General features: G+C 58.0%; 1 protein-coding gene. It reads right to left on the reverse strand.

Annotated elements, in window-relative coordinates:
* Positions 1–723, reverse strand: a 723-nt coding sequence (locus tag EOA27_RS37735; RefSeq protein ID WP_245491362.1) for an aminotransferase class III-fold pyridoxal phosphate-dependent enzyme, incomplete at its 3' end; no start/stop codon positions are given.
* Positions 724–1068 lie beyond the last annotated feature (345 nt).

Genomic DNA, 1068 nt, shown 5'->3' on the forward strand with positions numbered 1-1068 from the left:
TCCGTGTCTGTGCGCAATGGCCGCTACCTTGCGCAGCCACTCCGTGCCGGCGACATTCAGGCCGCCTTCGCCCTGAACTGTCTCGACAATCACCGCCGCCGGGGCGTCCACGCCGCTGGAGGGGTCCGAGAGCAGGCGATCAAGGTAGTCGGCGGTGTCTACACTGGATCCAAGATAGCCATCATAGGGTAGCCGTGTGACGCCGCCGAGCAGCTGGCCGGCGGCTGCGCGGTGGTATCGGTTGCCCGTGCAGGAGAGAGCGCCAAGGCTAACGCCATGAAAGCCGTTGGTGAAGGCTATGATGTTGGCCCGACCAGTGATCTTGCGCGCTAGCTTGAGGGCAGCCTCGACCGCGTTGGCGCCGGTCGGACCGGGAAACTGCACTACGTAGTCTAATTGTCGCGGCCTAAGGATCGTCTCGTGAAATTCTCGCAGAAAAGTCTCCTTGGCTTCGTTATACAGATCGAGGCCATGAGTGATGCCGTCACTCGCAATGTAGTCTGCGAGCGCGGACTTCAGTTCAGGGGGGTTGTGCCCATAGTTTAGACTTGAGCAGCCCATGAGAAAGTCGAGATAGGCGGTCCCATCGCGCGCAAACAACTGAGCCCCCTTTGCCCTCGCGAAAACGACGGGAAAGCTGCGAGCGTAGCTGCGCACTTCGGACTCAAGATGGTTGAAGATCGCAAATTCCTCCTTGCGATCTGGTGCACTTTGGTCAGTCATCGTTGTCTCCCTATGTATATATTGGCTAGGCAGTCCGGAGGACATGCCGAAGGGCTGATGGAAGCACTTCGGCGCCACAGATCCTGCGATGCTGAAAGAGCCCGCCGCCCAATGCGCCACGTTACCCTGAACAGGTGTTTCTCCTGTCCTGGGCGGTGCCGGTAGCTTGACCATCGTTCGCAGCAATCACCGCGGCCCGCCAGCAAAGATCCTTGCTTCCCAAGAAACTTTGCTCCGAAACCTGCACGGAGAATATCATTCGCGGAAATGATTTGGATTAACTTTTTGTAAAATTGTGTTTGAACACGCCCAGTGCTGAATCGATTGCCGGGAGCGGTACCACTG

The organism is Mesorhizobium sp. M2A.F.Ca.ET.037.01.1.1 (assembly GCF_003998075.1).
In the GTDB taxonomy this organism is placed as follows: domain Bacteria; phylum Pseudomonadota; class Alphaproteobacteria; order Rhizobiales; family Rhizobiaceae; genus Mesorhizobium.